The following is a 20,655-nucleotide window of genomic DNA, read 5'->3' on the forward strand; positions in this document are numbered from 1 at the left end:
AGATCAACGCACTCTAAATCCTGAAGAGCCCGCAAACGGCCGGTGGAGCTAGTTGAGCACCAGCTGCAGCGCGCGGTTGGCGTCGATCTCGTCCACGATCGACTCGACCAGATCCTCCGGCACCTCCTGCGAGACGCGCAGGATGAGGATGGCGTTGTCGCCGTCGGCCTCCGGGGACAGGGCGGCGGCCTCGATGTTGATGCCCGCCTGGCCCAGCGCGACGCCGACCTTGCCCAGGGCGCCCGGCTGATCCTTGTAGGTGAGGAACAGGTTGCGGCCCTCGGAACGCATGTCCACGCCGCGGCCGTTGATGCGCACGATCTTCTCCACGCGCTCCAGGCCGGTCAGGGCGCCGGTGACGGTCGAGGACGTGCCGTCGGCGGCGATGACCTTGACCTCCAGCACCGAGCGGTGCGACACGGACTCCGGGGCGGTGCCCACGGAGATGTCCACGCCGCGCTCCTCGGCGATGCGCGGGGCGTTGACGAAGGTGACCGGCTCCTCGATCATCGTGGAGAACAGGCCGCGGGCGGCCGCCAGGCCCAGGACGTCGACGTCCTCGGTGGACAGCTCACCGCGGGCGGTGACCTCCACCGCGGTCGGGGCGCCCTCCAGCAGGCCGCCGGCGACGAGGCCGAGCTCGCGGGCGAGCTCCAGCCACAGGGCGACCTCCTCGCCGACGGCACCGCCGGAGACGTTGACGGCATCCGGCACGAACTCGCCGGCCAGGGCCAGCAGCACGGACTTGGCCACGTCGATGCCGGCGCGGTCCTGCGCCTCGACGGTGGAGGCGCCCAGGTGCGGCGACACGACGGTCTGCGGCAGCGCGAACAGCGGGGAGTCGGTGCAGGGCTCGGTCTCGTAGACGTCGAAGCCGGCGCCGCGGATGTGGCCCGACTTGATCGCGTCGGCCAGGGCCTGCTCGTCGACGAGGCCACCGCGGGCCGCGTTGATGATGATCTGGCCCTTCTTCGACTTCGCCAGGAGGTCGGCGTCGAACATGCCGGCCGTCTCCTTGGTCTTGGGCAGGTGGATGGTGACGAAGTCGGCGCGGGAGACCAGCTCCTCGAGCTCGACCAGCTCGACGTTCATCTGGGCCGCGCGCGCCGGGTTGGCGTACGGGTCGTAGGCGATGATGGTGGTCTCGAAGGCCGCGAGGCGCTGGGCGAACAGCTGGCCGATGTGGCCGAAGCCGACGATGCCGATGGTCTTGCCGAAGATCTCGACGCCCTTGAAGGACGAGCGCTTCCACTCGCCGTCGCGCAGCGTGGCGTCGGCGGCGGGGACCTGGCGGGCGGTGGCCAGCAGGAGCGCGATGGCCTGCTCGCACGCGGAGTGGATGTTCGAGGTCGGGGCGTTGACGACCATGACGCCGCGCTCGGTGGCGGTGTCGATGTCGACGTTGTCCAGGCCCACGCCGGCGCGGCCGACGATCTTCAGGTTGGGGGCGGCCTCGAGGACTTCCTTGTCCACGGTGGTCGCGGAACGGACCAGCAGGGCGTCGGCGTCGACGACGGCGGCGAGGAGCTCCGGGCGGTTCGGGCCGTCGACCCAGCGCACCTCCACGGAATCTCCGAGCGCGTCCACGGTGGACTGCGCGAGCTTGTCGGCGATGAGGACGACCGGGCGAGCGTTCTGGCTCACGAGCAACTCCTGATTATGTGCGTATGCGTCCGATCCGATCCGGCACGACCGCGCCCGAAAGGATGGGCCCACGCCGGCTCGTTGGCGTGGACCCATCCATCATATCCCCCGGGTGTGGCCCACGGGGGCGTCAGTCCCCGGAACGTGGGAGGGCGTCGCCCCCGGCCGGTCGTCGGGGCCGGGCGCCTACTGGTAGGTGACGATCCACGGACGCGGCTCGATGTCCATGGTCTGCTCCGGGGTGAACATCGGCTGGTCTTCGTCGATGAAGTTCTTCCAGGCCATGAAGATCTCCGGCTGGAGGTCCTGGCGCATCACGTTCCACGTCTCGAACTTCTGCTCCGGGGTGCCGTGTCCGTCGGCGTGCAGCACGACGGCCAGCTCCGGGCGGGACAGGTCGATGGTTTCGCGGTCGCGGAGCATCTGCAGCTGGAACTGGTGCAGCATGAGCACCTTCTGCGGCAGGTTGTTCTCGGCGGTGAGGTCGGCGAGGTAGTCGATGACGCGGTTGACTTCCTCGGCCTGGACGTGGCCGACGGCGACGTTGGGAAGCCCGTCCGGGGTCAGCTTCCACTCGGGGTCGAGGGCGAGTCCGACGTTGGGCAGCTTGAGCAGTTCCTCGTAGTACTTGGCCTGGTCGACGAAGTCGGCGCGGCCGGGCTGGAGGTCGATGATGACGTAGCCGCCGGCCTCGGTCATGGCGTCGACGTACGGCTTGAGCGCCTCGATCGGAGCCGGCTCGCTGTAGTCGTTGCGCGGGCCGGGCGAGGCCTGGGCGACGGAGGCGATGATCTCGAAGGCCGGGATGACCTTGTCGCCGGTCAGGCCCTGGTACTCCTCGACGAGCTGCTTGGCGTGGGTGACGGCCTCTTCGGGGGTTTCCTCGCCCATGACGCCCAGGACGGGGGCGCCCGGGTGGCCGTAGGTGGCGATCATGTGGCGGCCGGGGAAGACGAGCTGGCCGCCGCCGGGCAGCTCCTCGATGTCCTCGTCGGCGGCGAGCTCGGCGGACGCGGCGAACTTGTCGTCGCCGCCGAACGCATCACCCAGACCGATGAGGGTCCGGCCGTCGCGTGCGGCTTCGATGGACTCCGAGGTGGCGCGGGCGTCGCCGATGGGCAGCCAGGCGACCTCGAGGCCCGCAGCGCGGGCGGTGGCGATGGCGCCGAGCGGGGTGCCCGGGGCGGCGAACGCCAGGGGGTCGCCGTCGCCGGTCTTCGGCGACGCCGGCTTGGCGGAGGCCAGGGCGTCGGACCCGTCGGCGGACTCCTCCTCGGCGTCATCTGCCTCGACCTCGGGCACGGTCGGCTTCGCGGCGTCCATCTCGGTGACGGCGCGGGCCGGCTCGTCCTCGTCCTCTGCGGCTTCGAACTCGACGCCGGTCAGCTTCTTCAGGCCGTCCAGGCCCTCCGGGGCGGCGACGACGGTGCGCTCCCCTTCGGCGGCGACGTCGGCGTCGCCGACGGTGACGACGGTCTCCGCGCCCAGACGATCGATCTCCTCTTCCACGGAGGACGCGTCGCCGCCCTGCTGCACCAGCATGGGCACGCCGGAAGACACGGCGATGCCTGCGGCCCGGCGCTGCGAATCGTCGTCATCGGCGGACACGACGACCGCGTCGGCGGAATCCAGGAGCTTCTGCGACGCGGCGAGCTCGGTGTCGACGGTGATCGACTCCGACGGGGCCTTCGCGGCCTTCGAGGCGCCGTCGTCGCCGGAGCAGGCGACGAGACCGAACACGGTCGCGGCCCCGGCCACGAGGGCCAGGGCCCGGCGGGCGGGGGTGGGGCGAGCAGCTGACCAAACCAAGGCGGGCCTGCCTTTCACGGGGGCACGGTAAACGGGTACCCGATCAGACTAACGGACATCGTCCCCGACGTGCGTCGACTAGTCGCCGTTTCCCTCGCTTGACGACGAAAAACCTCCCCCGCACACCGTGGTGCGGGGGAGGTCGACCGTCGTAAAGCGGGAAAAGGCCTTAGGCGGTGGCGTCCAGCGGGTTCTTCACCCAGGACATGAGGTCGCGCAGCTTCGCGCCGGTCTCCTCGATCTGGTGGCCGGCGTACTCGGCGCGCAGGCCCTCCAGCTCCTTGTTGCCGTTCTCGACGTTGGCGATGAGGCGCTTGGTGAAGGTGCCGTCCTGGATGTCGGCCAGGATGTCCTTCATGCGCTTCTTGGTGTCGGCGTCGATGACGCGCGGGCCGGAGAGGTAGCCGCCGAACTCCGCGGTGTCGGACACCGAGTAGTTCATGTTGGCGATGCCGCCCTCGAACATCAGGTCAACGATGAGCTTCAGCTCGTGCAGGCACTCGAAGTACGCCATCTCCGGCTCGTAACCGGCCTCGACCAGCACCTCGAAACCAACCTTGACCAGCTCCTCGGTGCCGCCGCACAGCACGGCCTGCTCGCCGAACAGGTCGGTGACGGTCTCCGCCTCGAAGGTGGTCGGGATGACGCCGGCGCGGGCGCCGCCGATGGCCGCGGCGTAGGACAGGCACAGATCCTTGGCCTCGCCCTTCGGGTCCTGGTCGACGGCGATGAGGCAGGGCACGCCCTTGCCGTCGACGAACTGACGGCGGACCAGGTGGCCCGGGCCCTTCGGGGCGACCATGCCGACGGTGACGTTGTCGGCCGGCTGGATCAGGTCGAAGTGGATGTTCAGGCCGTGGCCGAAGAGCAGCGCGTCGCCGTCCTTCAGGTTCGGGGCGATGTCCTCGGCGTACACCTTCGCCTGGGTGGTGTCCGGCACCAGCAGCATGATGACGTCCGCCCACGCGGCGGCGGCGGCGTTGGACTTGACCTCGAAGCCGGCCTCCTTGGCCTTCTCCGCCGACTTCGAACCCTCGCGCAGGCCGATGACGACCTCGACGCCCGAGTCGCGCAGGTTCTGGGCGTGGGCGTGGCCCTGGGAGCCGTAGCCCAGCACCGCGACCTTGCGGCCCTGGATGATCGACAGGTCGGCGTCGTCGTCGTACAGCAGTTCAATAGCCATGGAAGTGAAAAAGCCTTTCGTGGAAATCTGTTTTTCGTGTGCGCCCGGCGGCCACCGCCCCCATCGCACGGGGACAGTCTAGCCGGGAGATTGTGTCGGAGGTTACATCGCCCGGGACGCCAGCATCGGCTTCGGGCCGCGGGCCACCGCGACGACGCCGGACTGCACCAGCTCGCGGATGCCGAACGGCTCGAGGACCTCCAGCAGGGCGCGCAGCTTCGAACGCTCGCCCGTGGCCTCGATGACCACGGACTCCTGCGCCACGTCGACGACGCGGGCGCGGAACAGCTTCGCCGCGTCGACCACCTGCGGACGGTTGTTGTTGTCCGCCGTGACCTTGACCAGCAGCAGCGCGCGCGACACCAGCTGATCGTCCGGCTGGCGGACGACCTTGAGCACCGGCACCAGCTTGTTCAGCTGCTTGGTGATCTGCTCGATGGGCAGATTTTCCGTCTCAACCACCAGGGTGATGCGGTTGACTCCCTCCACCTCGGTGGTGCCCGAGGTGATGGACTGGATGCTGAACCCGCGGCGGGTGAACATGCCCGCGATGCGGACCAGGATGCCCGGCTCGTCGAGGGTCAGCACGGACAGGGTGTGCAGTTCGGCCATGATGAGCTTCCCTTTCCTCTTCGTCTGGTTGCCGGGATTACCGGGTCTGCATGGTCGGGTGGTTGGCCTCGGGCGCCTTCGCGGCGTCCTCGGCGTTGTCCGCCATCGTCTCGTGGATGTCCGCCGGGGTCTCCCCCGCCGACATGTCTTCGTCGAAAAGCGGACGCAGGCCGCGGGCCGACTCGATCTCGTCGTTGGACTTGCCGGCGGCGACCATCGGCCACACCTGGGCGTCCTCGCCGACGATGAAGTCGATGACCACCGGGCGGTCGTTGATCTCCCGCGCCTTCTGGATGGCCGGGATGACCTCCTCTTCCTTTGTCACGCGGATGGCCACGCAACCCAGGCCTTCGGACAGGCGCACGAAGTCCGGCACGTAGGAGTTGTCCTCCGGACGCAGCTTCGTGTTGGAGTAACGCTCCTCGTAGAACAGCGTCTGCCACTGGCGCACCATGCCCAGGTTGCCGTTGTTGATCAGGGCGACCTTGATCGGGAAGTGCTCGATGGCGGAGGTGGTCAGCTCCTGGTTGGTCATCTGGAAGCAACCGTCGCCGTCGACGGCCCAGACTTCCTTGTCCGGAGCGGCGGCCTTGGCGCCCATCGCGGCCGGCACGGCGTAGCCCATGGTGCCCAGGCCACCGGAGTTGAGCCAGGTGCGCGGGTTCTCGTACTGGATGAACTGGGCGGCCCACATCTGGTGCTGGCCGACGCCGGCGCAGTAGATGGCGTCCGGGCCGACGACGTCCGACAGGGTCTTCAGCACGAACTGCGGCGACAGCGAACCGTCGGCGTGCTCCTCCCAACCGAGCGGGAAGTCATCGCGCAGCTCGTTGAGCTCGCGCAGCCACGGGGCGATCGACGGGGCCGGCAGGTCCAGGTCGCGGTAGGCGTCGGCAAGCGCGGCCAGAACCTCGCGTGCATCGCCGACGATGGGCACGTGGGCCTCGCGGATCTTGCCGATCTCGGCCGGGTCGATGTCGGCGTGGATGACCTTGGCGTGCGGCGCGAAGGTGGACAGCTGGCCCGTGACGCGGTCGTCGAAACGCGCGCCAATGGTGATGAGCAGGTCCGACTTCTGCAGGGCGGCGACGGCGGACACCTTGCCGTGCATGCCCGGCATGCCCATGTGCAGCTCGTGGGAGTCCGGGAACGCGCCGCGGGCCATGAGGGTGGTGACGACCGGCACGCCGGTGAGCTCGGCGAACGCCAGCAGCTCGGCCGAGGCATCGGCCTTGATGACGCCGCCGCCGACGTAGAGAACGGGGCGCTCGGCCGCGGCGATCATGCGCACGGCCTCCTCGATCTGGCGGGAGTGCGGGGTGGTCACCGGACGGTAGCCGGGCAGGTCCACCTCCGGCGGCCAGACGAAGTCGATCTCGGTGTTCTGCAGGTCCTTCGGCACGTCGACGAGGACGGCGCCCGGGCGGCCGGTGGAGGCCAGGTGGAACGCCTCGGCGATGGCCTTCGGGATGTCGTTGGCGTCGGTGACCATGAAGTTGTGCTTGGTCACGGGCATGGTCACGCCGCGGATGTCGGCTTCCTGGAAGGCGTCGGAGCCCAGCAGCGGCATGCCGACCTGGCCGGTGATGGCGACGACGGGCACGGAGTCCATCTGGGCGTCGGCCAGCGGGGTGACCAGGTTGGTGGCGCCGGGGCCGGAGGTGGCGATGCACACGCCGACCTTGCCGGAGACCTGCGCGTAGCCGGTGGCGGCGTGGCCGGCGCCCTGCTCGTGGCGGACCAGCACGTGGCGAATCTTCTCCGAGTCGAACAGGGGGTCGTACAGCGGCAGGATCGCGCCGCCCGGAATGCCGAATACGACGTCCGCGCCAAGCTCCTCGAGGGACCGGACGATGGCCTTGGCGCCGGTGATGCGCTCGGGCGTCGTGCGGCGCGTCTGTGCGGCCACGGTGGCGGGCGAGGGGCTGTTCTGTGGGGCGGCGTTCATTCCGGTGCGCTCCTGTAGTCGGGTACGGGCGGGTCCGAGCACGATGGGCCGCCGAATGCGCCCGTGGTGGGGCATCACCGGCGTCCCATGTCCCTTCCGAGACTAGCGTCCACATAGTGGACAGTCAATCCCACATAGTTGGACACCACCCGCCGCGACCACCCGCGGCGTGCGCGGATCTCCCGCACATTATGCCTCGCGCCTCAGCGTCCTCTAAGTCTGCGTCCCTACCGTGGCGCCCATGGACTTCCTTCTATATCTATTGCAGCGCTCGTGGGCATGGATCGCCGCACACGGCTTGTCCATCGCCGCGCTGCTGATCCTTCTGGTCCTCGTCCCACGGATCCGGCGATTCGTCATCGCCGTGGCCACATCCAACATGACCGACGGCGAGGAGTCGACGAAGGGGCGCCGCGCATTGATCGGCGCGGTGGTCTACCTCGTCGAGATGGTCGCCTACTTCGTCCTCGGCATCGCCCTGCTCAATCAGTTCGGCGTATCGCTGACGGCGGCGGCGATTCCGGCGACGGTCATCTCGGCTGCGATCGGTTTCGGCGCGCAGGGAGTCATCGGCGACTTGATCGGCGGCGTATTCATCATCGCGGAGAAGCAGTACGGCATCGGCGACTGGGTCGAGTTCCATTCCCCCAGCGGCACGGTGCAGGGCGACGTCGTCAACATGACGCTCCGCGCGACGACGATCCGCACGCTCAACGGCGAGGAGATCGTGGTCCCGAACTCCGAGGCCCGCATGTGCGTGAACTACTCGTCGCGGTGGTCGCGCGCGGTCATCGAGATTCCGGTGCCCATGACGGCCGGCGGTTCGGTGCGCGATCTGGAGGAACGTACGTTGGAGGCCGCCAAGCGCGCGGTCGCGGCGGAAGGCGTGCGCGAGCACGTCCTGTCGGAGATCCGCATCCAGTCCTCGACGCAGCTGGTCGCCCCCACGGCGATGGGCCTGCCGTGGACGGTGACCATGCGTCTGATCGCCGACTGCGACCCGGGCGACCAGTGGCTGATCGAACGTGCGGTGCGGTCGGAGATCATCGACACGTGGTGGGACGATTACGGCGAGCGCGCGGAGGCGAATCCGCTGCGTCAGACCGAGGCCCTCACCGCACAGTTGAGCGCACTGTCGGCGTCGCCGGATCAGGGCATGCGCCGCTCCCCCGTCATTCGACCGGATTCTTCCGGCGACGATGCGAAGACGACGACCTTCGTCGACGCCGGCGGCTCGACGCCCGGATCGAATCGCGGCACCGGTTCCCTCGAGGTCGAGCAGGCGAATTCGGCGAAGCAGGCGCAGTCTACCTCCGGTTCGCTTGACGACGACGATCGTCGCCGCAGCGATCTTCCGTCCGCGGGCGCCGCACTCGACGAGCGGCGTCGCAAAGCTCGTGACGCCGACGACTCCGACGGTTCCGACTCCGCCGATCTCGACGAGACGAAGGTGGCGCCGGCCGTCGACGCCGATGCCGATGACTCCGACGAGCAGGCCACGGCGACCGACCGGGTCGCGTGGTCCGAGTTGTCGAAGCGCCAGCGCGTGCGCCGGATCCTGTCGGCCGGCGGACGGGCGCGGCCGTCGACGGTCGTGTTGCTGGTGACCCTCCTGATCCTGGGAATGCTCAACCTCGCCACCGTCGAGCCCGGCGAGGGCGAAGAGGGCGTCGCCGGTTGGCTGGCTCCGAGCCGATTCACCGGCGGCGACGAGGAAGCCGACGACGACGGCACCGACGCCGACACCGGCACGGGAACGGGCAACACCGGCACGGGCGGCGCCACCACCACCGCTCCGACCGACGCGCCGAGCCAACAGGACGGCGGCCGCGGCCGGCAGGGCACCGACGCCGGCACCGGCAACGCCGGCGACGGGGGCAACACCGGCAATACCGACAACTCCGGAAATACCGGCGACTCCGGGAATACCGGAAACTCCGGCAACACCGGCGACACGGGCACCGGCGACACCGGCACCGGCGACGGAGGCACCGGAACCGGCACCGGCACGGACGCGGGCGCGAACTCCGGCACCGGGACCGGCACCGGGGGCGGCGGCACCGCGTCGAACTAGGCGCGGGCCGAGTGCCGCGGGCACGCACCGTGGCCCTACAATGAGCCCCCATGAGCAACGATCAGCCGACCGCGCTGCCCACGACCCGCTTCCGTCCCCAAAAGACGCACTTTTTGGCCGTGACCTTCCTGGTGTTCCTGGCGATCGTGGCGATGGGCTTCTCCCTGTGGCTGTCCCCGCTGCTGCTGGTGCCGGTGGTCTACGCCCTGTGGATTCTGCGGGTGCGCACCACGGTCAGCTCCCGCGGCATCACCGCCGTGTATTTCCTCGGCGGCCGCCGTTCGCTGCCGTGGAACCGCTTCCGGGGCGTGCTGTTCGACAAGCGGGGCCGGGCCTACGCGGTGGGCCGCTCCACGGACGGCGCGGAAGACGATGACGTCCGCTTCGCGCTGCCGGCCATCACCTTCAATTCCCTGCCCGCCCTGAGCGAGGCGACCGACGGCCGGATCCCCGACCCCGTCACCCCGGCCCGACTGGCCGACGACGAGAAGGTGGAGGTCTTCGACCGCGACGGCAAATCCGTCAAGATGACCCGCGAGGAGTACGCCACCTATGAGGCGGCCGCCCGGGCCAGGGCCGACAAAGCCGGCAAGGCTGACAAGGCCGACGAGGCCCCGAAGGAGTAGGCCTCACGGACCTCATGCGAACCCGCCCGGCATTGTGCCGGGCGGGTTTTTCTCCGTCCACATAGTGGACACATAAGTCCGCCCGGTGGGACAACCGCCGCGTGCGGCGTCTATCATCGGAAGAAATCGCCGCCTACCAGAGAGGAATGGGGCAGCCATGATCCCCCTTCGTTCCAAGGTCACCACCGCCGGCCGCAACGCCGCGGGCGCCCGTTCGCTGTGGCGCGCCACCGGCATGACCGACAGCGACTTCGGCAAGCCGATCATCGCCATCGCGAACTCCTACACCCAGTTCGTGCCCGGACACGTGCACCTCAAGAACGTCGGCGACATCGTCGCGGAAGCGGTCGTCGCCGCCGGCGGCGTTCCCCGCGAGTTCAACACCATCGCCGTCGACGACGGCATCGCGATGGGCCACGACGGCATGCTCTACTCGCTGCCGTCCCGCGAAATCATCGCCGACTCCGTCGAGTACATGGTCAACGCCCACACCGCCGACGCCCTGGTGTGCATCTCCAACTGCGACAAGATCACCCCGGGCATGCTCAACGCGGCGCTGCGGCTGAACATCCCCGTCGTGTTCGTCTCCGGCGGCCCCATGGAATCCGGCTCCTCCGTCGTCATCGACGGCGTCGTCAAGCCCGGATCAGACCTGATTTCGGCGATCTCGGCCTCCGCCAACGACGGCGTCAACGACGATCAGCTGCTCGACATCGAACGTTCCGCCTGCCCGACCTGCGGCTCCTGCTCCGGCATGTTCACCGCCAACTCCATGAACTGCCTCACCGAGGCCCTGGGCCTGTCGCTGCCCGGCAACGGTTCCACCCTGGCCACCCAAGTCGCCCGCCGCGACCTGTTCACCCGCGCCGGCGAACTCATCGTCGACCTGGCCAACCGCTACTACCGCGACGGCGACGAGTCGGTGCTGCCGCGCAACGTCGCCAACCGCGACGCCTTCGTCAACGCCATGACCCTCGACGTGGCCATGGGCGGCTCCACCAACACGGTGCTGCACATCCTCGCCGCCGCGCAGGAGGGCGAGATCGACTTCGACCTCGCCGACATCGACGAAATCTCCCGTCGCGTGCCCTGCCTGTCCAAGGTGGCGCCGAATTCCGATTACTACATGGAGCACGTCCACCGCGCCGGCGGCATCCCCGCCATCATGGGCGAGCTGCGTCGCGGCGGCCTGCTGAACATGGGCGCCAACTCCGTCCACGCCCCGTCGCTGGAAAAGCAGCTCGACGACTGGGACATCCGCGGTGGCTCCGCCACCGACGAGGCGATCGAACTTTTCCACGCCGCACCGGGTGGCGTGCGCACCACCGAGCCGTTCTCGACGGAAAACCGCTGGGAATCGCTCGACGTCGACGCCGAAAACGGCTGCATCCGCTCCGTCGACCACGCCTACACCGCCGAGGGCGGCCTGTGCGTGCTGCGCGGCAACATCGCACGCGACGGCGCGATCCTGAAGACCGCCGGCATCTCCGAGGACCAGTTCCACTTCGAGGGCACCGCCCGCGTCGTGGAAAGCCAGGAGGAGGCCGTGTCGGTGATCCTCAACCGCACCCTCCAGCCGGGCGAGGTCCTCTTCGTCCTCTACGAGGGCCCCGCCGGCGGCCCGGGCATGCAGGAGATGCTGCACCCGACCGCGTTCATCAAGGGCGCGGGCCTGGGCAAGGTGTGCGCCCTGGTCACCGACGGCCGTTTCTCCGGCGGCTCCTCGGGCCTGTCCATCGGCCACATCTCACCCGAGGCCGCGGCCGGCGGCGACATCGCCTTGGTCCGCGACGGCGACCCCGTCTACATCGACGTCGCCGAACGTCGCCTGGAAATCCAGGTCGACGACGCCGAGCTGGCCCGCCGCCGCGAAGAGGAGCTCAAGCGCGACAAGCCCTTCACCCCGCGCAAGGAACGCCCGCGCAAGGTCTCCAAGGCCCTGCGCGCCTACGCGAAGATGGCGTCCAGCGCCGACAAGGGTGCGGTCCGCATCGTCGATTAGACCCGCCAATCGCGCCAGGTCACACGCGGTGCGTTATTGTTGGGAGGATTCACGGGTCCGGCCCCGGACCCATCGACGTCATCGTCCGGAGAGCCCGTCTTGTCCCGCAACAGCACCGCCTCGCGCGTAGTCCTCGCCATCGTCCTGGTCCTGTTCCTCGCCGCGGCGATCTATTACGTGGCCGACCGCCGCATGGGCGACCGGACCGTCGAGATCCACGTGTCGGCCACCGGCGACGACGCCGCATCCGGTTCCTCGGCGGAGGAAGCGTGGCGCACCCTCGACCGCGTCTCCGACGCCGAGATCGAACCGGGCACGGTCATCGTCGTCCACGGTCGGGTCCCCGGCACGCTGAACCTGTCCGGCCGCAACGGCACCGCCGACGCCCCCATCGTCGTGACCTCCGCGCCGGAGAAGCGGGGAATCATCGCCGCCGAGGATGGCGCGGGCATCCGCATCTCCGATTCGTCGTACGTCACGGTGCGCGACATCGACGTCGTCGACGGTTCCGGTCTCAACGACGATGGCGACGCCGGGCAGTCGCCGGAATCCGCCGCGAAGATCCCCGACGGCATCGTGGTGTGGGCGTCGACTCCCGGGGCGCGCGGCGCCGGCATCCGCATCGAGCGCGTCGCCGTGGAGGGCCTGCGCAACGGCATCGCCGTCGGCGCCGTCGGCGGGGGCGCCGGATTCGACGGCGTCACGGTCTCCCACGTCGCGGCGGTGGACAACATCCGCAACGGCATCCTCTTCTACTCCGATGAGCTGGGCGAACGTGCCCACACCGACGTCAACGTGTCGTATTCGAAGGTCTCCGGCACCACCGGCATCGCCGGCGCCACGGGCAATACCGGCAGCGGCATCGTCATCGGCGCCGTCGACGGCGGCGTGGTGGAGCACAACGTCGCCGAGGACAACGGCCGGCTGTCCGACGCGGTGGAGGGCCCGGTCGGCATCTGGGCGTACTCGTCGTCGCGGGTGGCCATCCGCAACAACCTCGCCGAGGACAACAAGACGTCGAACGCCGACGGCGGCGGCTTCGCCATCGACGTCGACGTCGACAATTCCGCCCTGATCGGCAACATCTCCCGCGACAACATGGGTCCCGGCTACCTGGTGTTCGCCAACTCGGGCCTCCCGACCGCGGACAACGCCGTGATGTTCAACGCCAGCATCGACGATTCCACGAACGATTCGTTCCACGGCGCCATCAGCGTGCACGGCGGACTGCCCCAGAGCCCGGAGGGCTCCACCGTCGAGGACCTCTACATCGCCCACAACACGGTCGTCATCGGCGCCGACTCCCCCGCCCCCGCGCTGTCCATCGACGGTGACGTCACCGGCGCGGAGGTCATCGCCAACTTCTTCGACGTCCGCGGCTACGGCGGCGTCATCGGCGCACGGACGTTGAAGGATTCCGACGGTGCCGAGTTCCGGTGCAACGCCTACTCCCCGGGCACCGGAAGCGCGGTCGGCTGGCTCAACGGCGTCACCTACGTCGACTTCACCTACTGGTGGAATCTCGTCGACGATCCCGGTTCCGTCGTCACCGACGCCACCATCGACGATCCCCATGCCGAGGCGGCCGACCTCCTCCCGGATTCCCAGGTCACCCTCGGCCGCGGCTGCGAGCCGGCCGTCTCCGGCGACACCACGGATCTCGCGGGCCGCAAGACCGACGGAAAGATCTTCGCCGGAGCCGTGCGCCCCTAGCTCCGCCGCGCGCGGGCCAGGTGGTGGCGCCAGGCGTCGGCGCACATGTCGGCGACGTCGTATTCGGCGGACCACCCCAGCACGCGCCGCGCCAGCGACGGGTCGGCGACGAGCTCGCTGACGTCGCCCGGACGGCGATCGCCGACGACGGTGGCGACCTCGTTGCCCGAGGCCTCGGACATCGCCCGGGCCAGCTCGAAGACGGTGGTGCCGACGCCGGTGCCGAGGTTGATGACGCGGTGGCCCGGTTCGGAGACCAGGTCGAGCGCCTGCACGTGCGCCCGGGCCACGTCGATGACGTGGAGGTAGTCGCGGATGCAGCTGCCGTCGCGGGTGGGGTAGTCGTCGCCGAGCACGGTCAGGTGGTCGCGGTCCCCCGACGCCACCTCCAGCAGACGCGGCATGATGTTGGGCGAGTTCTCGCGGCCGTCCTCCCCGAGCAGGGCGCTGGGGTGGGCGCCGATGGGGTTGAAGTAGCGCAGCGACACCGCGCCGAACCCCTCCCGTCGCTGCGCGACCTGCTCCAGCATGGTTTCGCAGGTCAGCTTGGACCAGGCGTACGGGTTCGTGGGGCCGGTCGGCGATTCTTCGGTCAGCGGGCCGCCGCCGGCTTCCCCGTACACCGAGCATGACGACGAGAAGATCATCTCGCGCACGCCGTGGTCGTTCATCGCGGCGAGCAGCGCCGCCGTCCCGCCGACGTTGACGTCGAAGTAGAGTTCGGGCTTCTCGCAGGACTCCCCCACCGCCTTGCGACCGGCGAAATGGAGGACGGCGTCGATGTCGTGGGATTCGAACACATCGTGCAGTGCGGCCGCGTCGGTGATGTCTCCGCGCACCCATTCGACGTCGGCGTCGGCGAGTTCGCGGATGCGGTCGAACACCGACGGGTCGGAGTTGGAGAAGTCGTCGATGACCACGGGCACGTGGCCCGACGCGATCAAATCGACGACGACGTGGCTGCCGATGTAACCGGCGCCTCCGGTCACCAGGACGGTGCGGGGGGTGGTGGTCATGTTCCTGCTCCTCGGAAAAACGGTGTGAAGGGACGCGGGGGTCGTCGTCACGCGACGATGAGGGCGGCAAGTTCCACGCAGTACCAGATCGCCACCGCGAAAGTCGGTGCGGCAACCGCAAGCGCGAGCGTCAGCGCCGGGGCCACCGCCTTCCACCGCGGGCCCGCGGCCGACTCGACGGCCCTGAGCTCCCGCGCGTGCAACGCGGGCACGGCGATGGCGACGACCGCGAAGGACACCGCGGCGAGCAACGTCAGGCCGGCGTAGCCGAAGGCCCGGTCCGCCCACGTCCCCCAGGCGCCGACGGCGACATTGGCCAGCGTGAGCACGACATAGGGCATCACCTGGCCCACCGTGTACGGCTCGATGCCCTCGCGGTCCTTCGGGGTGACCCGGAACTGGGTGATCTTGCCGGTGGTCGCCTGGACGATGCCGGCCAACGCTCCGCGCCACAGGTAGGGCAGACGGGCGATCTTGTACAGGGCGGTCTCCCACGACAGCACCGGGGCGTCGTCGGGACGCAGCAGGCCGGCGGACCTGAGCAACAGGACGATGCCGATCAACGGCAGCGACGTCAGCCAGGTCAACAGCAGAAACTCGAGGAAGTTCACCGACACCCACGGGTGGTCGAAAATAACCGCCATCGGCGCCAACAGGAAACCGACGAAGGCGAGCAAGCCGAACACGGCGTTGTGCGTGACCGCGAAGAAGAACCGCAGGCGCAGGCGCATGGGCACCCGGTGGAGGGTGCGCGGCACGAGCGTCAGGGCGATGGCCGTCAGGCTGCGGGTCCACTGGAATTCCTGGGTGAGCATCGCCGCGCAGGTGTCCGGCCCGAGGCCGTGGGCGCGGGCGTCGATGGCGAACACGCCGTCGTAGCCGCCGAGACGCAGGATGTAGGACGTGGAGAAGTCCTCCGCCAATTCCGGGCCGATGCCGCCGACTTCGCGCAGTGCGGAGGTACGCACCGCATAGTGCGATCCGATGCTCACGGGCACGGCGCCGCCGTTGTGCGCCAGCTGGAAGGCCCCGTGGAAGAAGGACTCGAACCACAGGCGGCCGCGCGCGGCCCACGACGTGGCCGCATTGGAGTCGCAGACGCTCGGCGCTGCGACGAAGCCGACGCCGGGGTCGGCGAAGGGCTTGACCATCTCCGCCAGGTAGCCGCGTTCCGGAACGTGGTCGCAGTCGAGCTGGGTGACGACGTCGTAGTCGCGGTACCCCACCGTGTCGTAGAAGTAGGCGAGGTTGCCCTCCTTGCATCGGGTGCGGCGGGGCCATTCCGCGCGGTGGTACTCCTCGATGCCGTTGCGGGTGGATATTCGCACGCCGTGGTCGGCGCACCATTCCCTGATCTCCGGCGTGGGCGCTTCGTCGCACAGCCACACGTCGTAGGCGATGGGAATGTCCTGGTCGAGCATGGCCCGCAGCGTGCGTCCGACGACGTCCCAGCCCTCGCTCGGGGCGCGGGTCACCGCGAAGGCGACGCGCAGATCCGGGACGGGAGCGTCGGGGCGCACCTTCCGCAGCCGCTGCATGCGGTAGACGAAGACCGCCGGCAGGAGAATCAGGTACGCCAGCAGCGCGGTGTTGAGCGCGTACGCCCACGGCCCCAGGATATGCGCGGGATCGGCCCACCACACCCAGAAGACGACGACCGCCACCAGCCACAGCAGCGAGTACAGGGCCATCTCGAAGCGCTGGGGTCGAGTGAGGGCCGGGACGAACAGGGACGGGGCCGCCACGTGCTCCGCCACGGGGCGGGTGCGGGCGAACAGCGGCCCGTCGGGTGCGAACCCGGCGAGATCCCCGGAATCGCCGGGGCCTGCGGGCCGGGGGCGATCGGGGACCTGCGGGGTGATCGTGTCGGTCAGTGGCGCGGAGCCGTCGGAATGGGCGGTCACTTCACCCGATCCGCGACCGCGTTCTTGCGGCGTTCGATGTGCCAGTCGAGGCACTTGAGCAGGCCCTCGGACAGCGGCACCTGGGGCTCCCACCCGAGCTTTTCCTTCGCCTCGTCGATGACCGGACGGCGGCGCGTGGGATCGTCGACGGGCAGCGGGTGGAACGTGATCTCCGACGAGGCGTCGGTGGCCTGGCGGATGATGTGGGCGATCTCCAGAACGGTGCGCTCGGTCGGGTTGCCCAGGTTGATCGGGCCGGGCTCGGCGGAGTCCATCATCTTCACCAGCCCGGACACCAGGTCGTCGACGTAGCAGAACGATCGGGTCTGGGAACCGTCGCCGAACACGGTGATCGGCTCGCCGGCCAGCGCCTGGTCGGCGAAGGTGGAGATGATGCGCCCGTCGGTGGGCAGCATGCGGGGGCCGTAGGTGTTGAAGATGCGGACGATGCCCGCGTCGAGGCCGTGCTGCTGCTTCATCGACGTCAGCAGCGCCTCGCCGAAGCGCTTGCCCTCGTCGTAGCAGGCGCGCGGACCGATGGGGTTGACGTTGCCCCAGTAGGACTCCGCCTGAGGGTGCTGCATCGGGTCGCCGTAGACCTCGCTCGTCGACGAGTAGACGATCCGGGCCCCGTGCTCGAGGGCGAACTGCGCGGCGTGGAGAGTGCCGACGGCGCCGGTGAGCATCGTGCCCACCGGGTCCTCCATGTAGGCCGGCGGCGAGGCCGGGCTGGCGAGGTGGAAAACGGCGTCGACGCCGACGGTGAGTTCGGCGTCCAGTGCGATGGGTTGGCGGACGTCGGCCTCGACGAAGTGGAAGCGGGGGTCGCGCAGCGCCTCCGCGATGTTGTCCATGGTGCCCGTCTGCAGGTTGTCGACGCAGACGACCGTCTCCGTGCGCGAGTCGGCGAGCAGCCGATCGCACAGATGCGAGCCGATGAAGCCCGCTCCTCCGGTCACGACGTACTTCGATCGCCCGTGACTCTCCGAGTGCATATGAGTTCTCCCTTTTTTGCATTGCCGGGGCAAGGCGGAACCATCATCACCCGAAGGCATTCGAATAACTAATGGGCGAGGCGAAGATCACATGCCTCGACGCGCATCGACAAAACCAGAGGAATCTATCCTTTACACATGCACCTACCGCACCCCATTACAGCGTTACATCTGTTGTCATGCCGATACTCTCCCTCAACGCTCCGCGTGACACACCACGCCCGAGCTCCGCACGCCAACACCCCCAACCACCAATACCCCTCGCTTTTCCAGCAGTTATGCCAGGCCAAGGAGCCGGCGATCCCCTTTGCGGCCGCACGCTGCAACGGCTCGGCACCACGCCGAAGCGGCCACGGCCGCGTGACATCGAGTTGGCTTGACGGTTAACGCAGCGTTACGCCCACTCAAGGGTGTCTCCGCCGAATTCGGGACATGCTCACCGGCCGACATTTTCTCCCCTCCCCCCGTTCGGCACCCCTGCCACTCCGGCCGCGCAACGCACCTTCACCCCGCGAATACGCGAAAGCACCCCTCGCGCGCGCTGCGAGGGGTGCCGGTCAAAAAGCTCTGCGGAAAGTCAGGCGGTCACGCCCGTGGTGGTGTTCACGAACGGCAGCTGGCCGGTCGAGAAGTACCAGAGGGCGACGGCCGCGGCGATCGCCAAGAGGCAGAAGATCCAGGAACTCGCCAGCGGACGTCGCGCCCATCCGCGGCTGAAATCGATGCCGTATCGGCCCGGCCCCGTGAACTGCAGGGCCAGCGCCGAAGCGGTGAGCGCGAGCTGCAGGCGAACGGGTTCGGCGCCGGCGGCGAGCACGTTCCAACCGGAGTCGCCCACGGCTACCTCGAACATGGTGAGGAACGCGGAAATCGCCAGGGCCAGTGCCGCCCCGAGCGGCGTCGCCAAGCCGAGGACCAGCAATCCGCCGGCGATGACCTGGACGGTGGGGATGGCCACGGCGATGACCCCGGCGAAGTTGTAGCCGTTGGCGGCGAACTGCGCCTCCAGCGTGCCGATGCCCGGGGCGCCGCCGAACTGGAAGAAGGTGGCCAGGCCGAGCATGAGCACCATGCCGCCGACGCCGAGGCGCAGCAGCAGGAGCCCGAAGTCGAGGGTGCCGCGACGGGGATCGAAATCGCGGTCACGGTCATCGTCGCGGAAATCGGGGTCGTCCGAGTCCGCGACGGCGGCCCCCGCAACTCCGGCCGCACCGGCGGTCGGCGCAGCGCCCTCGTCGAGCAACGCATCGTCGCGGTCGTAGTCGTCGCGGCCGTGATCGCGGGCGTAGTCGTCGCGCCCATCGAGGTCGCCGCGATCGTCGACGACCATGGTCTCCGGGGCGTCATCGTCGGCGACGGCCGGGGCCACCTGCGTCGGCTGGTCGGCGGCGTCGGCGAAGTCGGCGTCGGCCTCGCGGTAATCCTCCGTCTTGGCCAACGGCTCGATCGTCTGCGGGGCGGTGCGCCCGGCCACGTCGTAGATGTCGCGGCGCGGGATCACCTGCGTTTCCGCAGCCTCCCCGGCCTCCCCGGCTTCTTCCGGCGCGTCGGCTTCTGCGGCGTCGACGTCGGCGTCGTCAAGCGAAGAAGACGTCGCGGCGGCGATGGCCTCGTCGGATCCGTCCGCATCGCCGGCGATCGGGCCGGCGCCGGTGCCGTCGAGGATCTCGGTCGGCGCGTCCTGCTCGGGCTCCATCCGCGCCTCCGGCTCGGTGTCGGACTCTGCATCGGTGTCGGGGGCGACATCGGCTTCGGGGCCGTCGTCGGCAATTCGACGGTAGGTCGGGACGTCGAAGTCGTCGTCAAGCCCCTCCTCGTAGTCGCCCAGGTTGCGGGGATTCGGGTTCTTGGTGTTGTCGCTCACATGGCCAACAGTAAGCGCCGGACACCGGTTCGGGCGGGTGCCGTGCCGGGGGTGCGGCGCTTTTTCTATTCTGGCTGGCATGGGACGCAACCGGATGGGACGCGCGGTCGCGGTGGCTGCAGCTGCCGTGATGGCGCTGACGACGTCCGCGTGCATGGACGATTCCCCCGCGACGCAGACGCCGTTCGAGGCGCGGGAGTCCGAGCCGACCGGCCTGCCGATGCCCGATTCCGGCATGCGCGACGCGATGCCCGCCCCGGGCGTCCAGCGGGAGCCGCGGGGTTCGGATGATCCATGCGCCATCGATGACGTCGTCCTCGCCGCGTGCCTGCCGGAGGTCACCGCGATGGCGTCGCCGGGGCCGGGGCGGGCGGTGGTGGCGACTGCCGACGGGCGCCTGCACCTGGTCGTCGCCGGGGCGGAGCCGGTGGAGATCGCCGATGCCGGTTCCCGCGTCGCCCAGATCACGGCTGGCCCGACGGTCGCCGAAGATGGACAACTTTTTCTGCTGCGCGCCGACGGATCGGTGGCGCGCCTGACCCTGCTGCCCGGAGGCGGCACGGATCTGCGGGAACTGCCCGAGCATGGCGACGCGATGACCCTGGGCCTGTATCTCGACGAGGACGGCGAGGTGAACACGCTGCTGGCCGGCGATCCCGGCATCGAGGTGATTTCCATGTGCCATGGCCCGCATGGGGCGCCGCCGCTGATGACGGTGCGTCTCGACGGGACGCCGATGCTCGCGCAGTGGTCGGGTGGCCTGATCGAGCCGGTCGGCGGCGTGGACCTGGATGATTCGTTGGGCGGGTGCGCGGTCGTCGGCCCGGACGTCGTCGTGGCGGTGCCGGGGGCCCAGCGCGTGGTGTCCATTCCGATTACGCCCCCGGAGCCGGGGCCGTTCGGGGCGTGGACCGTGGCGGGGTCGCCGACGACGTTGCTCGAGGGCGAGTTCGGCCACGTCGGCTGGGTTGCGCCGGTCGTGGCGGAGGATGGCGTCGAGGTGTGGGGCGGCACCGTCAACACCGCCGAGGGGCGTTCGGGCGGCACGTCGGATGAGCGCGTGTTCCGCATTCCCTCCGGCGGTTCGTCGGGAGGCTCCCCGGATTAGCCGGTGGTGCGGGGCCAGGACTTGTTTGCTTGACGACGGCGGCGGGTACGCATGCGGCCCGATGCACATGTGAACGGTGGGGCGAAACGAACCCGAATCGTTATCCAATGTTCGAAGAATTGGTGTCGAACACTTGTATGATGAATGGTGACGGCGG

14 protein-coding genes are annotated in these 20,655 nt (G+C 69.3%); 5 read left to right on the forward strand and 9 right to left on the reverse strand.

The window, feature by feature from the left end; all coding sequences use genetic code 11:
* Positions 1-48: 48 nt before the first annotated feature.
* From serA to HMPREF3121_RS09955, 5 genes are all read right to left on the reverse strand, one after another.
* Positions 49-1,644: a phosphoglycerate dehydrogenase gene (gene serA, locus HMPREF3121_RS09935; protein ID WP_070522982.1), complete on the reverse strand. Its 1,596-nt coding sequence runs from the start codon at positions 1,642-1,644 to the stop codon at positions 49-51.
* 186 nt (positions 1,645-1,830) lie between these two features.
* Positions 1,831-3,402, reverse strand: a complete 1,572-nt coding sequence (locus HMPREF3121_RS09940) for a hypothetical protein (protein WP_141743064.1) — start codon at positions 3,400-3,402, stop codon at positions 1,831-1,833.
* A gap of 220 nt (positions 3,403-3,622) precedes the next feature.
* A complete protein-coding gene (gene ilvC / locus HMPREF3121_RS09945; protein ID WP_070522987.1) occupies positions 3,623-4,636 on the reverse strand; it encodes a ketol-acid reductoisomerase in 1,014 nt (337 codons plus the stop codon).
* Between the two features lie 102 nt (positions 4,637-4,738).
* Positions 4,739-5,248 carry an acetolactate synthase small subunit gene (ilvN, locus tag HMPREF3121_RS09950; protein WP_070522989.1) on the reverse strand — a complete coding sequence of 170 codons (510 nt, stop codon included), beginning with the start codon at positions 5,246-5,248 and terminating at the stop codon, positions 4,739-4,741.
* Between the two features lie 37 nt (positions 5,249-5,285).
* Positions 5,286-7,196, reverse strand: a complete 1,911-nt coding sequence (locus HMPREF3121_RS09955) for an acetolactate synthase large subunit (RefSeq protein ID WP_070522992.1) — start codon at positions 7,194-7,196, stop codon at positions 5,286-5,288.
* 241 nt (positions 7,197-7,437) lie between these two features.
* Here HMPREF3121_RS09955 and HMPREF3121_RS09960 point away from each other — a divergent pair, with 241 nt between their 5' ends.
* From HMPREF3121_RS09960 to HMPREF3121_RS09975, 4 genes are all read left to right on the forward strand, one after another.
* Positions 7,438-9,270 carry a mechanosensitive ion channel family protein gene (locus HMPREF3121_RS09960; protein WP_083291604.1) on the forward strand — a complete coding sequence of 611 codons (1,833 nt, stop codon included), beginning with the start codon at positions 7,438-7,440 and terminating at the stop codon, positions 9,268-9,270.
* Positions 9,271-9,320: 50 nt separating this feature from the next.
* Positions 9,321-9,896 (forward strand): PH domain-containing protein, encoded by a 576-nt coding sequence (locus HMPREF3121_RS09965; RefSeq protein WP_070522997.1) that lies wholly within the window; start codon positions 9,321-9,323, stop codon positions 9,894-9,896.
* A gap of 157 nt (positions 9,897-10,053) precedes the next feature.
* Complete coding sequence (gene ilvD, locus HMPREF3121_RS09970) at positions 10,054-11,898, forward strand: dihydroxy-acid dehydratase (RefSeq protein ID WP_070522999.1); 1,845 nt, start codon at positions 10,054-10,056, stop codon at positions 11,896-11,898.
* 99 nt (positions 11,899-11,997) lie between these two features.
* On the forward strand, positions 11,998-13,611 hold the full coding sequence (locus HMPREF3121_RS09975) for a right-handed parallel beta-helix repeat-containing protein (RefSeq protein WP_070523002.1): 1,614 nt from the start codon (positions 11,998-12,000) through the stop codon (positions 13,609-13,611).
* Here HMPREF3121_RS09975 and galE read toward each other — a convergent pair.
* The 4 genes from galE to HMPREF3121_RS09995 all read right to left on the reverse strand — a co-directional run bounded on the left by galE (position 13,608) and on the right by HMPREF3121_RS09995 (position 19,390).
* Positions 13,608-14,627, reverse strand: a complete 1,020-nt coding sequence (gene galE / locus HMPREF3121_RS09980; protein ID WP_070523004.1) for a UDP-glucose 4-epimerase GalE — start codon at positions 14,625-14,627, stop codon at positions 13,608-13,610. The genes HMPREF3121_RS09975 and galE overlap by 4 nt on opposite strands.
* 47 nt (positions 14,628-14,674) lie before the next feature.
* The gene (locus HMPREF3121_RS09985; RefSeq protein ID WP_141743065.1) at positions 14,675-16,531 is read right to left on the reverse strand and encodes a glycosyltransferase family 2 protein; all 1,857 of its coding nucleotides are present in this window, start codon (positions 16,529-16,531) and stop codon (positions 14,675-14,677) included.
* Positions 16,528-17,526, reverse strand: coding sequence for a UDP-glucuronic acid decarboxylase family protein (locus HMPREF3121_RS09990; protein ID WP_070523007.1), 999 nt, complete (start codon positions 17,524-17,526; stop codon positions 16,528-16,530). Before HMPREF3121_RS09990 ends, HMPREF3121_RS09985 begins: the two co-directional genes overlap by 4 nt.
* A 577-nt stretch (positions 17,527-18,103) precedes the next feature.
* Positions 18,104-19,390, reverse strand: coding sequence for a DoxX family protein (locus tag HMPREF3121_RS09995; RefSeq protein ID WP_070523010.1), 1,287 nt, complete (start codon positions 19,388-19,390; stop codon positions 18,104-18,106).
* Between the two features lie 79 nt (positions 19,391-19,469).
* Here HMPREF3121_RS09995 and HMPREF3121_RS10000 point away from each other — a divergent pair, with 79 nt between their 5' ends.
* Positions 19,470-20,498: a glucose dehydrogenase gene (locus HMPREF3121_RS10000; RefSeq protein ID WP_141743066.1), complete on the forward strand. Its 1,029-nt coding sequence runs from the start codon at positions 19,470-19,472 to the stop codon at positions 20,496-20,498.
* Positions 20,499-20,655 lie beyond the last annotated feature (157 nt).

Source organism: Corynebacterium sp. HMSC11E11 (genome assembly GCF_001807025.1).
GTDB lineage: Bacteria > Actinomycetota > Actinomycetes > Mycobacteriales > Mycobacteriaceae > Corynebacterium > Corynebacterium freneyi.